Origin of the sequence: Streptomyces sp. B15, assembly GCF_018070605.1 — a bacterium.
Classification (GTDB): Bacteria; Actinomycetota; Actinomycetes; order Streptomycetales; family Streptomycetaceae; genus Streptomyces; species Streptomyces smyrnaeus.
This window is the reverse complement of the sequence record NZ_JAGPXJ010000132.1, coordinates 1-14,361: the sequence shown is the minus strand read 5'-3', so window position 1 is coordinate 14,361 and position 14,361 is coordinate 1. Positions and strand designations below refer to the sequence as shown.

Below are 14,361 nucleotides of genomic sequence, written 5' to 3'. Positions count from 1 at the left end.
TGACGGGCACCCCGCTCGACGCCACCGAGAAGGTGGCCGGACAGGCCCAGGAGTCGGTCAAGGGCAAGAGCTCCGCCCCCGGCGGCGGCATGATCGGCGGGCTGCCGCTGGGCAAGGCCCTGCCGGTCGGCGGCTCGCACTGACAGGCGCGTCCCCGGCGCACGCGACGGCGGGTGCCCCCCCGGGGGGCACCCGCCGTCGGTGTTGCTGCGGGGCTTGCCGTGTCCATCGCTCCGTGTACCGCGCTCCGCGTGCCCGCGCTCCGCGTGCCGCGCTCCGGGCCGGTGAGGGCGGTCTACCAGGCGGAGCTGTGCTTGCGTCCCTCGTCCGGGAGCAGGATCCACAGAGCGAGGTAGAGCAGGAACTGCGGTCCTGGAAGCAGGCACGAGGCGAGGAAGATGACCCGCATCGTGGTGGGCGTGGTGCCGAACCGGCGGGCGAGCGCGGCGCACACGCCGCCGATCATCCGGCCTTCGGTGGGGCGGGCGAGTGAGGTCATGAGGACGGCTCCTTAGCTGTCCGGTCCGCGCGGCTTCGGCGGCTCGGGCGCTGGGTGGCCGCACGGCCTGTGCCGTGTGCCCCGGTGCCGCGTGCTGTGCCGGTGTGCCGCTGTTCTGCCTTCGACGGTAGACCGGAACAACAGATCGAAACCTCACCTCAAGGTGCCATTCCGACCCTGGTCGCCCTCGGGGTCGAACCCTGAGTCTTCTCCTCCCGCAGCCGCAGCCCGGGCCTGGACGAAGCGGCACCGGACCGCGACCGCTGCCGGCGGCCCCTGAGCCGGCCTCCGTGGCCCGAGTAGTCGCCGTCCCGGTGGCGGAGCCAGCGGCGCAGCGGCGGAAAGACCAGCCCGGCGGAGAGCGCCACCCCCGTGGTGTTCAGCAGCACCGAGTCCACGTTGGCCACGTGTCCCGGTACCCCTGTCTGCGCCAGCGTGAGGACGACCGACACCATCGCCCCCGCGAAGACGGTGCGTGCCAGGGTGCCCGGCAGCCGTCGGTGCAGTCGCCCGGTGGCCAGCGGCAGCAGCACCCCGAGCGGCGCCAGCAGCAGCAGTCCGCCGCCGAGCCCTTCCAGCGCGGCCCGGGGCCCGTCGGCCAGGTCGGTGCGGATGGTGGCCAGCGGGCGCAGATTGGCCGGCGCCACCCAGGGCACCGCGAGCGGGCGCAGCGCCAGCCAGCCGACGAGACACAGATGTGCCGCCAGCAGGAGGAGTCCCACGAGGCGGATTCGGGAGGCGGAGGAGGTCGGGCCGCCGGAGCCTAGGCGCTGCACGTCATTCAGGACGCCGACGCGTTCCGCTGTGGTTCCGGGGCGGTGTTCCGAGGGGGTCAGGACTGTGTCACACGCGTGTTCCGGCGACCGCACACCTCAAGGCCCGCGCCGAGTACGTCGGACCCGCGCCGCGCGCGGCCTCCCTCCTGCCCGGCGCGGGCGGGCGGGAGGCTCACAGCTGGGTGCCCGCGGTCTCGGCGGACTGCGGATGGGTGCGCAGCGCCGTACCGCACTCGTACCGCCGCAGGGGCGAGGCCGCCTCGCTGTCGCCGCTGTCGGTGCCGCCGGTGGCGTCGGCGCTGTCGCCGTCCGAGGAGCCGTCCTCGGCCGGTCCACCGAGGACAACACCGCCCTCGGCGTCGGCCGCCGAGGTGTCCGCGTATGTGCACACGATCTGTGCCAGCGCGTACCGGGGCAGCTCGTCCAGCGGCCGGCTCAGCCGCAGCGCCTCGTCGGGGTCGCCGTCCGTGCCCCTGCTGATCGTCAGCTGCTCGGGGACGGCCGTCTCGAAACCGGCGGTGTCCTCCATGACGCGCGGCTGCCGCTGCAGCTCGTCGAGCAGCTTGCGCGCCACCGGCAGCCGCTCGGCCGAGGAGCGCCCGCCGGGCATCCGTACCTCCCGCTCGACGGGCGAGACGCGCGAACCGCAGACCAGATAGACGCGGACGACGGAGGTCGCGCCGCCGCCGTCCGGGCTCTCGCGGTCGTTCGGCAGCACGCAGCCCACCCGTGAGGGTGCCGCTCCCGCGTCCACCGGCACCGAGGTGGCACGGATACCGCACCCGGTGGCCAGGGAGGCGAGAACGCACAGCAGAACCGTGACCGGAGCGGCACGGCGGCGCGTACGGCCGCGCGTGCGGACGACCCCGTCGCGGCTCATCGCTCGCCCCCCTTGTCGCGTCGCTTGTCGCGTCCGTTGTTCTTCCGCTTGTCCCGCCGTTTGTGCCGCCGCTCGTCCGGTTCCGTGTCCTGTCCGTCGCCCGGGCGCACGTCGCCGCCCTCCTCGCGGTCGCGGTCGCCGTCGCTGTCGGCCCTGTCGTCGACGTCCGGCTGTCCTTGGTCGTCCTCGCGGTCGCCGTTCTCGCGTTCCTCGGCCACCCGCCGGGCGTCGCGGGGCAGCCGCAGGGTGAAGACCGCGCCGCCCTCGCCCTCGGGCGCGTTGTGTGCCGTGATCTCACCACCGTGGATATGGGCGTTCTCCAGCGCGATGGACAGCCCGAGCCCGCTGCCCTCGGAGCGCGGACGGGAGGCGCTGGCCTTGTAGAAGCGGTCGAAGACGTGCGGCAGCACGTCCTCGGGGATGCCGGGACCCTGGTCGGCGACCTCGATCACCAGCTCGTCGCCCCCTCCCGCGACGCCCGCGCCGTCCTCCCGCTGCCGGGTCCGTACCGAGACCCGCACCGGGGAGCCGCCGTGCTTGAGCGCGTTGCCGATGAGGTTGGCGAGGATGACGTCGAGGCGGCGCGGGTCGAGCCGGGCCATGATGCCGCGGTCCGCGTCCAGCTCCACCGCGTCCAGCCAGGCGCGGGCGTCGATACAGGCGGTCACCTGATCCGCCACGTCCACGTCGTCCAGCACCAGCTTGGCCGTGCCCGCGTCGAAGCGGGTGACCTCCATCAGGTTCTCCACCAGGTCGTTGAGCCGCCGGGTCTCACTCACCACCAGCTGCACGGCCGGCGCGATCATCGGGTCGAGGTTCTCCTGCTCCTCCTCCAGCACCTCGGTGACCGCGGAGATCGCCGTCATCGGCGTACGCAGCTCGTGCGACATGTCGGCGACGAACCGCCTGCTGGAGGCCTCCCGGGCGCTCAGCTCGGCGACGCGCTGCTCCAGCGAGGCGGCCGCGTCGTTGAACGTACGGGACAGCTCGGCCAACTCGTCCGTGCCGGAGACGCGCAGCCGGGTCTCCAGCTTGCCCTCGCCCAGCCTGCGAGCGGCCTCGCCCAACCGCCGTACGGGCCGCAGCACGGTCGTCGCGGCGCCCTGCGCCAGCAGCATCGCGCCGATCAGCGCGAGCGCGGTGGCGATCCCCAACGACCAGGCCAGCGAGTTGAGGTCGTCGCGCTCGGGCGCCAGGGACTTGAGCAGGTAGCCGGTGGGAGTCGGTTCCTCGCCGATCACCTTCGCGCCGCCGACCAGGTACGGGTCGCCGTCCAGCGTGATCCGCTGCCAGTACAGGTGGTACGGGTGCTTGTTCTGCTTGTCGACGGGGCGCTTCTTTGCGACGGCGCTGCGCAGCCGCTCGGGGACGTCCTCGAGGGAGAAGTCGTCCACGTTGGAGGCCGCCGAGCACGTCTTGCCGTCCTCGGTCCGGTCGATGAGCAGCACCTGGTAGTTCTGCGAGCTGCGCGCCATCTTGGCGGCCGCCTCGCGCAACTCCTGACAGCTGACCTTGCGGGGGAGGTTGCCGGCGTTGTCCTCCATCGCCTTGCGGAAGTCGTTGAGAGCCGCGTTCTGGGCCCGGGTGAGGACCGCGTCGCGGTTGAGCCAGTAGGCGATGCCGGAGGCGGAGACGGCGGCGGTGAGAGCCACCAGTGCGAAGACGACGACCAGGCGCAGCCGCAGGCTGGGCAGCATGCCCGCGAGCCGGGTGCGCAGGCGCTCGCCGAGGGAGGGAGCGTCGGTCACTCGGCGGTCCCGTTCGCCGTACGCCTCGACAGCGCTGCTCCGCCTGTTTCGTTCGTGCGCACCGTCCCGTTCGGATGAACCGTCCGGCTCGGACGACCTGTTGCGTGCGTGCGTGCGGTCACTGCGGGACGTCCAGCCGGTAGCCGACGCCGCGCACCGTGCGGATCAGGGTGGGGGAGGAGGGCACGTCCTCGACCTTGGCGCGCAGCCGCTGCACACAGGCGTCGACCAGCCGCGAGTCGCCCAGGTAGTCGTGCTCCCACACCAGTCGCAGCAACTGCTGCCGGGAGAGGGCCTGGCCGGGGCGTCTGCTCAGCTCCAGCAGCAACCGCAGCTCGGTCGGCGTCAGTTGCAGGTCCTCGCCGTTCTTGGTGACCGTCATCGCCGAGCGGTCGATCACCAGTGAGCCGAACGTCGCCGAGTCGTTGGACTCCCGTTCGCCGCGCCGCATCACCGCGCGGATACGCGCGTCCAGCACCCGGCCCTGGACGGGCTTGACGACGTAGTCGTCCGCACCCGACTCCAGGCCCACCACGACGTCGATGTCGTCACTGCGGGCCGTGAGCAGGATGATCGGCAGCTGGTCCGTGCGGCGGATGCGCCGACAGACCTCGAAGCCGTCGATGCCGGGCAGCATCACATCCAGCACGATCAGGTCGGGGCGCTGTTCGCGCAGCAGTTTGAGGCCGTCCTCGCCGGACGCGGCGGTCACCACGCGGTGTCCCTGGCGGGTGAGACCCATCTCCAGGGCGGTACGGACAGCGTCATCGTCCTCGATCAGCAACAGGAAAGGCACGCGCGCCATTCTGGCCCATGGCGCCCCCATACTTCGACCGGCGGTCGGCGCACCGCATCGACACGCCCGCCGGCCTGCGCGTTGTGAGGCCCGTCGGCCCTTGTGACACCGCTGTGACAGACGGGGGACCTGGCCATGAAATCGGGGCGGCAATGTGTACGTCGTCAAGCAAGCGATCGGTTCTGCTCCGAGGGGGCGCGAGATGAACACACTGCACGGAACCAACACGAGCGCAGTCCTTCACACGCGTCTGCACGTCCCTTCGGTTCCCGCTTCCCAGACCCGGTCTGTCGAGAAGTCCGGTGCCGTCGAGGCGGCCACCGCTCTGCTCGAGCGCAGCCGGGAGCTCGGGGTGGGGCGGACGTGCGCTCGCGGCACCGGGCGGGTGCGTACCAGGACCGTGTTCGGTCCTGCGGTCGAGGGGCTCCGGGGGGACGCCCCAGGGGGGGACACGGGGGAACGGGGGGGACCGGGGGGACAAAGAGAGCGGTTCCGGCCGAGGCACTGGCGAGTACAGGGAGGCGGCCGTTCTGGGCACCGCCGAGGCATGCGTGGGGGACGCCGCCTCGGACGGGGAGACGGACGCGGAGGCCGAAGCGGCGTTCACCGCGTACGTACGGGAACGCCGGGCCTCCCTGTACGCCACCGCCTACCACCTGACCGGTGACCGGTACGAGGCCGAGGACCTGCTGCAGAGCGCCCTGTTCTCCACGTACCGGGCCTGGGGGCGGATCAGCGACAAGGCCGCCGTCGGTGGTTATCTGCGTCGCACCATGACCAACCTGCACATCAGCGCCTGGCGCCGCCGCAAGCTCAACGAGTACCCGACCGAGGAACTCCCCGAGACGGCGGGCGACCAGGACGCCATGCGCGGCACCGAACTGCGCACCGTCCTGTGGCAGGCCCTGGCCCGGCTGCCCGAGCTCCAGCGCACGATGCTGGTCCTGCGCTACTACGAGGGCCGCACCGACCCGGAGATCGCGGACATACTGGACATCAGTGTCGGCACGGTGAAGAGCAGCATCTGGCGCTCCCTGCGCCGGCTGCGCGACGACGAGGTCCTCAGCTTCGGCCGCAACCAGGAAGAGAGCTTCGACGAGCTGGTCGCCTGACGGCCGACCGGCTCACCGAACCGGCCGCGCACCTGACGCGGCCACCGGAACGATCGCCCGACCCCGCGGGGACACGGGGCCCGGGCGATACGGGGGAACAGGGGAAACAGGGGAAACAGGGGGAACGGGGGAGACCGGGGGGACAAAGAGAGCGGTTCCGGCCGAGGCACACGCCTCGACCGGAACCGCTCTTCTCGTTGCCGCGCCGTTGCCGTGCGCCTCGTCGAAGAGGTCCTGCGGAATCGTCGTCCAGTGGTCAGGAACGTGGGCTTCCGCCTGTGGTGAGCGCGGCGGTTCGGCGGAGCCGGGTGATGCGGGCTGCGGCTTCGTGGTGGGCGCAGGCGTGGGCGCCCAGGGATCGGTGGCGGGCGACGATGGCGGGCTCGGCGCGCAGGAGGCGCCAGCCCCGGGTGAGAAGCACCCGAAGGGGCTTGCGGGACTCGCGGATGTCGCGGAGCAGCCGGCGGCGGAAGGTGGTGGTGGGGCGGCCACGGAGGCAGATGGCGTCGGCCAGCAGGCCCAGGGCCGCGCACCGGGCGGTGATGTCCGCGGCGAAGATGCCCTCGGCGACGAACAGCGGCGAGTCGGCGAGTTCCAGGCGCTCCTGGCCGGTGCGGGAGCTGGTGGAGATGTCGTAGAGCGGGACCGTGGCGGCGCCCTCGCGGCACAGGCGGGTGATGGCGCGTACGGCGGCGTCCGCGTCCCAGGACAGCGGTGAGTCCCAGTCGACGCCGGCTCCGACGAGGGGGAGGGTCGGGTCGTCGCCCTCCTTGTAGAAGTCGTCCAGGCGGAGGACGGGGAGCCCACTGCGGGCTGCCAGCCGGGTCTTGCCGGAGCCGGAGGGTCCCGTGAGCAGGATGACCCGGGCCGTGGGCACCGTTGTGGGGGCCGGAGCGGGTGCCGGGACCGCGGGGGTCGCTCGCTCGGATACGTCGCATGCGTCGCTGGAGTCGGTCACGGGCAGCCATTGTCCGCCATGCACCGGGAAGTTTCGAAGGCACGTGCGAGGCGATCCGGGGGAAGCCGTCGGAAATTCGTCGGGGTCGACGCGCGTCCGCCCCTCCCGAAAACCTTCCCCGAACAGGGAGAATGGCGCCCCACAGCACCGATGGAAGAGGGAGGCCCTCACGTATGGCTCAGGAAGTACGCGGGGTCGTCGCGCCGGGCAAGAACGAGGCGGTGCGGGTCGAGACGATCGTCGTTCCCGACCCCGGACCCGGCGAGGCCGTCGTTCAGGTGCAGGCGTGCGGCGTGTGCCACACGGACCTGCACTACAAGCAGGGTGGGATCAGTGACGATTACCCCTTCCTCCTCGGGCACGAGGCGGCGGGCGTCGTGGAGGCGGTCGGCGACGGGGTCACGGATGTCGAGCCGGGCGATTTCGTGGTCCTCAACTGGCGTGCGGTGTGCGGACAGTGCCGGGCCTGCAAGCGCGGGCGGCCGTGGTACTGCTTCGACACCCACAACGCCGAGCAGAAGATGACGCTCAAGAGCGACGGGCGCGCGCTGGAGCCGGCGCTCGGTATCGGTGCCTTCGCCGAGAAGACGCTGGTCGCCGCCGGGCAGTGCACCAAGGTCGATCCGGCCGTCTCGCCCGCCGTCGCCGGGCTGCTGGGCTGCGGCGTGATGGCCGGGATCGGTGCGGCGATCAACACCGGGCAGGTGACCCGCGGGGACACCGTCGCCGTCATCGGGTGCGGCGGCGTCGGGGACGCCGCCGTGGCGGGGGCTCGGCTCGCGGGCGCGGCGAAGATCATCGCCATCGACATCGACGACCGCAAGCTCACCACGGCGGAGAAGATCGGCGCCACGCACACCGTCAACTCGGCCACCGTCGATCCGGTCGAGGCCGTCCGCGAGCTGACCGGCGGTTTCGGCGCCGATGTCGTCATCGAGGCGGTCGGCCGCCCCGAGACGTACGAGCAGGCGTTCTACGCCCGCGATCTGGCGGGCACCGTCGTCCTCGTCGGGGTACCGACGCCTGAGATGAAGCTGGAACTGCCGCTGCTGGATGTCTTCGGCCGGGGCGGCTCGCTCAAGTCCTCCTGGTACGGCGACTGTCTGCCCTCGCGGGACTTCCCCATGCTGATCGATCTGCACCAGCAGGGGCGTCTCGACCTGGGCGCGTTCGTGACCGAGACCATCGCGCTGGACGAGGTGGAGAAGGCGTTCGAGCGGATGCACAGCGGCGATGTGCTGCGTTCGGTGGTGGTGCTGTGATGGCGGCCCGTATCGATCACCTCGTCACCAGCGGGGAGTTCCGCCTCGACGGCGAGACGCACCAGGTGGACAACAATGTGTGGATCGTCGGCGACGACCAGGAGGCCGTCGTCATCGACGCGGCCCACGACGCCGACGCCATCGCGGCGGCGCTGGGGGAGCGGACCCTGCGCGCGATCGTGTGCACCCACGCGCACAACGACCACATCGACGCCGCACCGGCCCTGGCGGCCCGCACGGGTGCACCGATCCTGCTGCACCCGGACGACCTGCCGCTGTGGAAGATGACCCACCCGGACCGCTCGCCGGACGGTGAGCTGGCCGACGGCGACACCGTCTCGGTGGCCGGCGTCGACCTGGCCGTGCTGCACACCCCGGGGCACGCCCCGGGCGCCGTCTGCCTCTACGCGCCGGCCCTCGGCACCGTCTTCACCGGGGACACCCTCTTCCAGGGCGGTCCCGGCGCCACCGGCCGCTCCTTCTCCGACCACCCGACCATCGTGCGCTCGATCAAGGAGCGGTTGCTGACGCTGCCCCTGGAGACCGTGGTCCGGACGGGGCACGGGGACAGCACGACAGTGGGGGAGGAGACGCCGAACGTCTGAGGGCGCGCCGACCGTCCGAGGCCTGTGGGCCGCGCTGCTGCGCCCTGAGGGAGTCCCTCTCGGGGCGCGGCAGCCCTCTTGCTGCCGGCCCTCCCGCAGGCAGCGCTACTGCAGGTAGCTCTCCAGGAAGCGGCCGATGCGCGAGATCGCGGCGTCCAGGTCGTCGGCGCGGGGGAGGGTGAGGATGCGGAAGTGGTCCGGGTGGGCCCAGTTGAAGCCGGTGCCCTGCACGACTTGGATCTTCTCCCGCAGCAGCAGGTCGAGGACGAAGCGCTCGTCGTCGTGGATCTTGTGGACCTCGGGGTCCAGCCGGGGGAAGGCGTACAGCGCGCCCTTGGGTTTCACGCAGCTGACGCCGGGGATCTCGTTCAGCTTCCGCCAGGCCACGTCGCGCTGTTCGTGCAGGCGCCCGCCGGGCAGTACCAGTTCCTCGATCGACTGGCGGCCACCGAGCGCCGCCTGGATGGCGTACTGGGCCGGAGCGTTGGGGCACAGCCGCATGGAGGCGAGCATGCCCAGGCCCTCCAGATAGTCCCGGGCGTGCTGTTTGGGCCCGGAGACCAGCAGCCAGCCCGAGCGGAAGCCCGCCACCCGGTACGCCTTGGACAGTCCGCTGAAGGTGAGGCAGACCAGATCGGGGGCGAGGGCGCCCACATGGTGGTGGACGGCGCCGTCGTAGAGGATCTTGTCGTAGATCTCGTCGGAGAAGACCATCAGCCCGTTGCGGCGCGCCAGATCGAGGATGCCCTCCAACAGCTCGCGCGGGTAGACGGCGCCGGTGGGGTTGTTGGGGCTGATGATGACGACGGCCTTGGTACGGGAGGTGATCTTGGCGGCCATGTCGTCCAGGTCGGGCAGCCAATCGGACTGCTCGTCGCACACATAGTGCACCGCCTTGCCGCCCGCCATCGTCGTCACGGCTGTCCACAGCGGGAAGTCGGGCGCGGGGATGAGGATTTCGTCGCCGTCCTCGACCAGCGCCTGTACGGCCATCGAGACCAGCTCGGAGACGCCGTTGCCGAGGTAGATGTCGTCCACGTCGGCCTCGGGGAAGCCGCGCTGCTGGTAGTGCTGGGCGACGGCGCGGCGCGCCGGGAGGATGCCGCGCGACTCGGTGTAGCCGTGTGCCTGGGGGAGCATCCGCACCATGTCCTGGATGATCTCCTCCGGCGCCTCGAAGCCGAAGAGGGCGGGATTGCCGGTGTTGAGCCGCAGCACGCTGTGCCCGGCCTCCTCCAGCGCGTCGGCCTGCTCGATCACCGGGCCGCGGATCTCGTAACAGACCTCGCTCAGCTTGTTCGACTGCCGGAACTCCATGCTGCCCCACCCTCCTGGTCCACTGCTGGCTACTTGGTTCTACCAAGCTGGCACTTGGAAAGTCCAACCGCATGTCTACACTGAGCGGCATGCCGAGCCACGCGAGCCAGACAAGTCCCGGGCGCACCCGCCGCAGTTACGACCAGTTCTGCGCCACGGCGCGCGCCCTCGACTCCGTGGGGGACCGCTGGACGCTGCTCATCGTCCGCGAACTCCTCGCCGGACCGCGCCGCTACACCGACCTCCACGCCGACCTGCCCGGAGTCAGCACGGACGTACTGGCCGCCCGGCTCCGGCACATGGAGGGCGAAGGGCTGGCCGCACGGCGCCGCCAGCCGCGGCCCGCCTCCGGCTACGTCTACGAACTCACCGAGCGGGGCCGCGCACTGCTGCCCGTACTGACCGCGCTCGCCTCCTGGGGCGCCCCCGCGCTGGGCAAGCCGCGTCCCACCGACGCGGTACGCGCCCACTGGTGGGCCCTCCCGCTGCGCGACGCCGTACGGCGGGCGGTCGGGGAAGAAGTGGCCGCACTCGTCGATGTCGTACTGCCCGAGGGCGCCTTCCATCTGCGGCTGGGCGACGCACAGGACGGTCCGCTGTACGGCGAGGGCCCGGCGGCCGAGGGTGCCGACGTTCGCCTGGAACTGGACGCCGAGGCCTGCGTGGCGCTCACCGAGGGCTCGGTGACACTGGCGGACGGCATCCGGGCCGGAACGGTCCGGGCGGGTTTCCGGCACGGAGACCGGGCGGGACTGGCACGGGCCCTGGGCGCGGACGACTGATCTCGCGCACCCGGCACGGGTGCCGCTTGCCCACCCTGCTCCCGGCAAGCTCCGCAGTTCCCCGCGCCCCGAAGGGGCGCGGGCAACTGCTCCCCCAGCCTCCGGCCGGGAGGTGCCCCCACAGCCACAACCGACCCGCAGTCCGCCCGCGCCGGACAGGGGCGCCCCCTGACCGGAACGAACGTTCAGGCCCCGATCGGGTGCCAGACCGTCTTCGTCTCCAGGAAGGCGGTCATCCGCTCAAGGCCCGGCTCGGCCGACCAGTCGTCACCGCCCGGGCGCAGCACCCGCTTCAGGTTCTCCGCGGCGGCGCCCTCCAGCTCGGCGGCCGACTCGGCGTCGGCCCCCGCCAGATCGATCGCGTTCACATCCTGGTGCGCGGCCAGCGGACGGGCGATCTCGACGGTGTCGCCGGACAGCACGTTGACGACGCCGCCGGGCAGGTCCGAGGTCGCCAGCACCTCGGCGAGCGACAGCGCGGGCAGCGGTGCGGTACGCGAGGCGACGACCACGGCCGTGTTACCGGTGACGATCACCGGCGCGAGGACCGACACCAGCCCGAGCAGCGACGCGTTCTGCGGCGCCAGCACCGCCACCACGCCGGTGGGCTCCGGGGTGGAGAGGTTGAAGAACGGGCCCGCGACCGGGTTGCCGCCGCCCACCACCTGGGCCACCTTGTCGGACCAGCCCGCGTACCAGACCCAGCGGTCGATCGCCGCGTCCGTCTGCGCCTGCGCCTTCGCCTTCGACAGCCCCTCGACCGCCGCCACCTCGGCGGCGAACTGCTCGCGGCGGCCCTCCAGCATCTCCGCGATCCGGTACAGGATCTGCCCGCGGTTGTAGGCCGTCGCCCCGGACCAGCCGCCGAACGCCTTGCGGGCCGCGACCACCGCGTCCCGCGCGTCCTTGCGGGAGGCGAGCGGGGCATTGGCCAGCCACTGGCCCTTTGCGTCGGTCACCTCGTACACCCTGCCGCTCTCGCTGCGGGGGAACTTCCCCCCGACGTACAGCTTGTAGGTCTTCAACACGGACAGCCGTGCGCCGCGCGCAACAGAGCCGCTCGTGCTGGACGTACGTGCCTCAGGCGTGCTCAAGGTAAGCCTCCAGACCGTGCCTGCCACCCTCGCGGCCGTAGCCGGACTCCTTGTAGCCGCCGAACGGCGAGGTCGGATCGAACTTGTTGAACGTGTTGGCCCACACGACGCCCGCGCGCAGCTGGTTGGCCAGCTTCAGGATGCGCGAGCCCTTCTCCGTCCAGATCCCGGCGGACAGTCCGTAGGGCGTGTTGTTGGCCTTGGCGACGGCCTCGTCCGGCGTACGGAAGGTGAGCACCGACAGCACCGGGCCGAAGACCTCTTCCCGGGCGATGCGATGCGCCTGGCTGACGCCCGTGAAGACCGTGGGCGCGAACCAGTACCCCTCGCCGGGCAGCTCGCACGGCGGCGACCAGCGCTGGGCACCCTCCGCCTCACCGGCCTCGGCCAGCTCGGTGATCCGGGCCAGCTGCTCGGCGGAGTTGATGGCGCCCACGTCGGTGTTCTTGTCCAGCGGATCGCCGACCCGCAGGGTGCTCAACCGCCGCTTGAGCGCGTCCAGCACCTCCTCCTGCACCGACTCCTGCACCAGCAGCCGGGAGCCCGCGCAGCAGACCTGCCCCTGGTTGAAGAAGATCCCGCCCACGATGCCCTCGACGGCCTGGTCGAGGGGCGCGTCCTCGAACACGATGTTCGCGCCCTTCCCGCCGAGTTCGAGGGTGAGCCGCTTCCGCGTCCCGGCGACGGTCCGCGCGATCTGCTTCCCGACAGCGGTCGACCCCGTGAAGGCCACCTTGTTCACATCCGGGTGACCGACCAGCGCGGCACCGGTCGCGCCGTCCCCCGGCACGATGTTGACGACGCCCTTGGGCAGCCCCGCCTGGCGGCAGATGTCCGCGAAGAACAGCGCGGACAGCGGCGTGGTCTCGGCCGGCTTGAGGACCACCGTGTTGCCGGTGGCCAGCGCCGGAGCGACTTTCCAGGCGAGCATCAGCAGCGGGAAGTTCCACGGGATGACCTGCGCGGCGACCCCCAGCGGACGCGGGTCGGGCCCGCACCCGGCGTACGAGAGCTTGTCGGCCCACCCCGCGTAGTAGAAGAAGTGCGCCGCCACCAGTGGCAGGTCCGCGTCCCGCGTCTCACGGATCGGCTTGCCGTTGTCCAGCGTCTCCAGCACCGCCAGCTCGCGCGACCGCTCCTGGATGATGCGGGCGATACGGAACAGGTACTTCGCCCGCTCGGCACCCGGCAGCGCCGACCAGGGCCCGAACGCGGCCCGGGCCGCGCGCACCGCCGCGTCGACGTCCTCCTGCTCACCGTAGGCGACCTCGGACAGCACCTCTTCGCTGGCGGGCGAGAGTGTCTTGAACACCTTTCCGGCCGCCGCCTCCCGGAACTCGCCGTCGACGAAGAGGCCGTAGGACGGCGCGATGTCGACCACGGCCCGGGATTCGGGAGCAGGCGCGTAAGCGAACAACTTTGCGTTCATGGCTCAGTCCACCGTCACGTAGTCGGGACCGGAGTAGCGCCCGGTCGAAAGCTTCTGGCGCTGCATCAACAGGTCGTTGAGCAGGCTGGAGGCACCGAACCGGAACCAGTCCGGGCTGAGCCAGTCGTCCCCCAGCGTCTCGTTCACCATCACCAGATACTTCACGGCGTCCTTCGCCGTACGGATGCCGCCCGCGGGCTTCACCCCGACCTGCCGGCCGGTCGCCGCCCGGAAGTCGCGCACGGCCTCCAGCATCAGCAGTGTGTTGGGCGGCGTGGCGTTCACGGCCACCTTGCCGGTCGACGTCTTGATGAAGTCGGCCCCCGCGAGCATGGCCAGCCAGGAGGCCCGCCGGATGTTGTCGTAGGTGGCCAGTTCCCCGTTCTCGAAGATCACCTTCAGATGAGCCGTGCCACAGGCGGCCTTCACCTGCTGGATCTCCTCGAAGACCTGCAGATACCGACCGGCCAGAAAGGCCCCCCGGTCGATCACCATGTCGATCTCGTCGGCCCCGGCGGCGACGGCCTCCCGGGTGTCCGCGAGCTTGACCGACATCGAGGCCCGCCCGGAGGGGAACGCGGTGGCCACGGACGCCACATGGACCTCACCCGCGCCCTGCTCGGCCAGCGCCTGCTTGGCGACGGCCGCCATGTCCGGGTACACACAGATGGCGGCGACCCGAGGCGTGGACCGGTCGCCCGGGTCGGGATTCGCGCCCTTCGCGCACAGCGACCGCACCTTGCCCGGCGTATCGGCACCCTCCAGCGTCGTCAGATCGATCATCGAGATCGCCAGATCGAGCGCGTACGCCTTGGCGGTCGTCTTGACGGAACGGGTCCCCAGCGCGGCGGCCCGGGCTTCCAGCCCGACCGCGTCGACACCCGGAAGCCCCTGCAGAAAGCGGCGAAGAGCGGCATCGGAGGTCACGACGTCGGAGAGGGAGCCCCTCCCCGCGTCGCGAGGGGCCGCATCGGTAGGCATGCTCACCAGAGCACCATATCTACGCGCGTAGTAGCTGTCACCCCATGAACCCCCCACCTTCTTGACGCCCCAGCCGGGGTCGGCGCCCCGCGGCGCACGACGACCACCCGCACCACCTTCAC

14 protein-coding genes are annotated in these 14,361 nt (G+C 71.5%); 4 read left to right on the top strand and 10 right to left on the bottom strand.

Translation table 11 applies throughout. From position 1 onward, the window contains the following. Nucleotides 1-295: 295 nt before the first annotated feature. The 5 genes from KBY19_RS33475 to afsQ1 all read right to left on the bottom strand — a co-directional run bounded on the left by KBY19_RS33475 (nucleotide 296) and on the right by afsQ1 (nucleotide 4,699). Entirely contained in the window at nucleotides 296-499 is a 204-nt protein-coding gene (locus KBY19_RS33475; protein ID WP_099883609.1) for a PspC domain-containing protein, read from the bottom strand. A 158-nt stretch (nucleotides 500-657) separates the two neighbouring features. Further along, complete coding sequence (locus KBY19_RS33470; protein WP_307842672.1) at nucleotides 658-1,221, bottom strand: VanZ family protein; 564 nt, start codon at nucleotides 1,219-1,221, stop codon at nucleotides 658-660. A gap of 226 nt (nucleotides 1,222-1,447) precedes the next feature. Beyond that, on the bottom strand, nucleotides 1,448-2,155 hold the full coding sequence (locus KBY19_RS33465) for a hypothetical protein (protein WP_247691683.1): 708 nt from the start codon (nucleotides 2,153-2,155) through the stop codon (nucleotides 1,448-1,450). Continuing rightward, nucleotides 2,152-3,852, bottom strand: a complete 1,701-nt coding sequence (locus KBY19_RS33460) for a HAMP domain-containing sensor histidine kinase (protein ID WP_247691686.1) — start codon at nucleotides 3,850-3,852, stop codon at nucleotides 2,152-2,154. Before KBY19_RS33460 ends, KBY19_RS33465 begins: the two co-directional genes overlap by 4 nt. Nucleotides 3,853-4,021: 169 nt before the next feature. Beyond that, entirely contained in the window at nucleotides 4,022-4,699 is a 678-nt protein-coding gene (gene afsQ1 / locus KBY19_RS33455; RefSeq protein ID WP_177214322.1) for a two-component system response regulator AfsQ1, read from the bottom strand. Between the two features lie 410 nt (nucleotides 4,700-5,109). Here afsQ1 and KBY19_RS33450 point away from each other — a divergent pair, with 410 nt between their 5' ends. Continuing rightward, nucleotides 5,110-5,811 carry a SigE family RNA polymerase sigma factor gene (locus tag KBY19_RS33450; protein WP_247691685.1) on the top strand — a complete coding sequence of 234 codons (702 nt, stop codon included), beginning with the start codon at nucleotides 5,110-5,112 and terminating at the stop codon, nucleotides 5,809-5,811. Between the two features lie 256 nt (nucleotides 5,812-6,067). Here the strand turns inward: KBY19_RS33450 and KBY19_RS33445 are convergent, their stop codons facing one another. Further along, nucleotides 6,068-6,688, bottom strand: coding sequence for a uridine kinase (locus KBY19_RS33445; protein WP_210967332.1), 621 nt, complete (start codon nucleotides 6,686-6,688; stop codon nucleotides 6,068-6,070). A gap of 254 nt (nucleotides 6,689-6,942) precedes the next feature. Between KBY19_RS33445 and KBY19_RS33440 the strand changes: the two genes are divergently transcribed. Then, on the top strand, nucleotides 6,943-8,031 hold the full coding sequence (locus KBY19_RS33440; RefSeq protein WP_099883612.1) for an S-(hydroxymethyl)mycothiol dehydrogenase: 1,089 nt from the start codon (nucleotides 6,943-6,945) through the stop codon (nucleotides 8,029-8,031). Further along, nucleotides 8,031-8,636 carry an MBL fold metallo-hydrolase gene (locus tag KBY19_RS33435; RefSeq protein ID WP_099883613.1) on the top strand — a complete coding sequence of 202 codons (606 nt, stop codon included), beginning with the start codon at nucleotides 8,031-8,033 and terminating at the stop codon, nucleotides 8,634-8,636. Before KBY19_RS33440 ends, KBY19_RS33435 begins: the two co-directional genes overlap by 1 nt. 105 nt (nucleotides 8,637-8,741) lie before the next feature. On the opposite strand, the gene KBY19_RS33430 is transcribed toward KBY19_RS33435, so the two are convergent. Beyond that, on the bottom strand, nucleotides 8,742-9,953 hold the full coding sequence (locus KBY19_RS33430; RefSeq protein ID WP_099883614.1) for a pyridoxal phosphate-dependent aminotransferase: 1,212 nt from the start codon (nucleotides 9,951-9,953) through the stop codon (nucleotides 8,742-8,744). An 89-nt stretch (nucleotides 9,954-10,042) separates the two neighbouring features. Between KBY19_RS33430 and KBY19_RS33425 the strand changes: the two genes are divergently transcribed. Further along, nucleotides 10,043-10,735, top strand: coding sequence for a helix-turn-helix domain-containing protein (locus KBY19_RS33425; RefSeq protein ID WP_099883615.1), 693 nt, complete (start codon nucleotides 10,043-10,045; stop codon nucleotides 10,733-10,735). A 185-nt stretch (nucleotides 10,736-10,920) separates the two neighbouring features. Here KBY19_RS33425 and KBY19_RS33420 read toward each other — a convergent pair whose 3' ends face one another. From KBY19_RS33420 to deoC, 3 genes are read right to left on the bottom strand one after another with little or no spacing between them, the layout of a single operon-like run. Beyond that, nucleotides 10,921-11,829, bottom strand: coding sequence for an aldehyde dehydrogenase family protein (locus tag KBY19_RS33420; protein WP_210967331.1), 909 nt, complete (start codon nucleotides 11,827-11,829; stop codon nucleotides 10,921-10,923). After that, nucleotides 11,816-13,258, bottom strand: coding sequence for an aldehyde dehydrogenase family protein (locus KBY19_RS33415; protein ID WP_185017979.1), 1,443 nt, complete (start codon nucleotides 13,256-13,258; stop codon nucleotides 11,816-11,818). Before KBY19_RS33415 ends, KBY19_RS33420 begins: the two co-directional genes overlap by 14 nt. A 3-nt stretch (nucleotides 13,259-13,261) precedes the next feature. After that, nucleotides 13,262-14,239, bottom strand: a complete 978-nt coding sequence (gene deoC / locus KBY19_RS33410; protein ID WP_099883618.1) for a deoxyribose-phosphate aldolase — start codon at nucleotides 14,237-14,239, stop codon at nucleotides 13,262-13,264. Nucleotides 14,240-14,361 lie beyond the last annotated feature (122 nt).